Raw genomic sequence first — 1,805 nt, 5'->3', positions numbered from 1 at the left:
GAACAATCGGCCGAGAAAACGACTTGGATTTCTCACCCCATTAGAGTATATTTCTAGGCAAGTTAAACAAATTTACTTGGCGACTTAAATTCGCCGATATAAAAACAACTCACAACACGCTCTCTTTATGGCAAATCAACGAGAATGATAATACTGAAATAGAGACTTTTGCAGTTTTATCCACACTCAATCGAAATGAATTAAAAAAAATATCGTATATTCTAATTTCAACCGAAGAATTATCCAGTATAGGTTTAAAATTTTCTCAAACTAATAATGTTCCAGATTATTTAAATTCTTCGCAAAATAATGTCATCATGCATCACTATGACATTACTGATATTGATCATCAAAGCTACGGAAAAATAGCAACTCTATTTCGCGACAAAATAAGGGGAGATCAACTGGAAATCATTTCCGAAGACCCTGTAATAAATGCTGCAAAACGGCTATTCCAAAATGGTGTAATAAATATTAAACCACTAAAAGATAAGGTAAAACAAACAATCCAAGCACCCATCTAACCATAGACTTACTTAAATTTTTTCCTAAAACATTCAAATATTACATTGAAGCCTTGAAATTTGTTCTGTCAATCAAAAAAATCCTCACCTAAAAAAATGATGATGTTTCTATAACCCCTAGCTAACGTATGGCGGAACAGCAGAAAGGCAGCGAGTCGAAGGATAGTCAGGACAAGTCTTGGTTCCTGAGCGGTCCCGTGCTGAGCACGGGCCGTGGCGGCGGTGCGCTGCGCGGGACCAAGGGCGAGTTCAGCTGCGACGCCCATACCGGCAGCGCTAAGCTTTCCGTACCGTTGCCGTTCACACCCGACCGCGAAGGCGCGACCCCGCCCGTGTCGCTGTCGTACGATTCCGGGAATGGAAACGGGGCGTTCGGCCTCGGCTGGAATCTGGGCAGCTCGCGCATCGAGCGTTCTACTTCACGCAGGCTCCCGCTGTACATGGACTCCGACGACTCGGATGTGTTTACGCTCTCCGGTGCCGACCTGGTCTGCATCGCCGAGGAAAAACGCGGAACGACAACGGTACGCCATTACCGTCTGCAATCCGAATCGCAGTTCTCCCGCCTCGAATTCAGGAAGGAATCAAGCGGTGAAACAAGCTTCTGCGTATTCGGTTCCGACGGGAGCCAGTCCACATATGGCGACTCTGCGGAATCGCGCATCGAAGACCCGCAATATCCCGGGCATGTGTTTGCCTATCTGGTCAGTCGCAGCGAGGATGCGCTCGGCAACGTCGTGCGCTACCGCTACTGCGGGGACGGTGCGAACCGCCATCTGCTACAAGTGCTCTACGGAAACAAGGCCTCGGGTACGACTTCCTCGTCGCCCGAAGATTTCCATCTCGGTCTCGTGTTTGCTTATGCGGAACGTAACGACGTCTATGTGAACCGCAAGCCCGGTTTCGACGTGCGCTGCTCGCTCCGGTGCGAGTCCGCTACGCTCTATCACGGCTTCGGTTCCGCTCCGCTTTTTTCCGACGGGAACAAGGTCCGGTCGCTTTCTTTCCAGTACACAGCCGGATGCGGCGGGGTCTCGCTTCTGGAGAAGGTCGTCGAGAGCGGGCATCGTGTACTGGCCGACGGGACTGTGGAATCCGAGAGCCTTCCGCCGATGGCGTTCAGCTATTTCCCTTTCGCGCTCGGCAGGGAATGGCGCGAGTTCGACCGTAGCTCGGTTGGAGACATTCCCCGGCGGCTTCACGTCCGCCGAATGGGTTGACCTCTACGGCGAGGGCATCGCCGGCCTGCTCATGGACTGCGGCGGCAAATGGTACTTTAAG

At 50.8% G+C, this 1,805-nt stretch carries 2 protein-coding genes; both read left to right on the top strand.

Annotated elements, in window-relative coordinates; translation table 11 throughout:
* Positions 1–317: 317 nt before the first annotated feature.
* Entirely contained in the window at positions 318–524 is a 207-nt protein-coding gene (locus tag BGX12_RS15155) for a hypothetical protein (protein ID WP_109736851.1), read from the top strand.
* Positions 525–652: 128 nt separating this feature from the next.
* Positions 653–1,744 carry a SpvB/TcaC N-terminal domain-containing protein gene (locus BGX12_RS15150; RefSeq protein WP_233246425.1) on the top strand — a complete coding sequence of 364 codons (1,092 nt, stop codon included), beginning with the start codon at positions 653–655 and terminating at the stop codon, positions 1,742–1,744.
* The last annotated feature ends 61 nt before the right edge of the window (positions 1,745–1,805 follow it).

This window comes from Fibrobacter sp. UWR4 (assembly GCF_003149045.1).
Lineage (GTDB): Bacteria > Fibrobacterota > Fibrobacteria > Fibrobacterales > Fibrobacteraceae > Fibrobacter.
Note: the sequence above shows the minus strand (reverse complement) of the source record. Positions and strands in the feature narration are given on the sequence as shown.

Coding starts and splice junctions, on each gene's coding strand:
- BGX12_RS15150 (WP_233246425.1), top strand. CDS start 653: ATGGCGGAACAGCAGAAAGGCAGCGAGTCGAAGGATAGTCAGGACAAG.
- BGX12_RS15155 (WP_109736851.1), top strand. CDS start 318: ATGCATCACTATGACATTACTGATATTGATCATCAAAGCTACGGAAAA.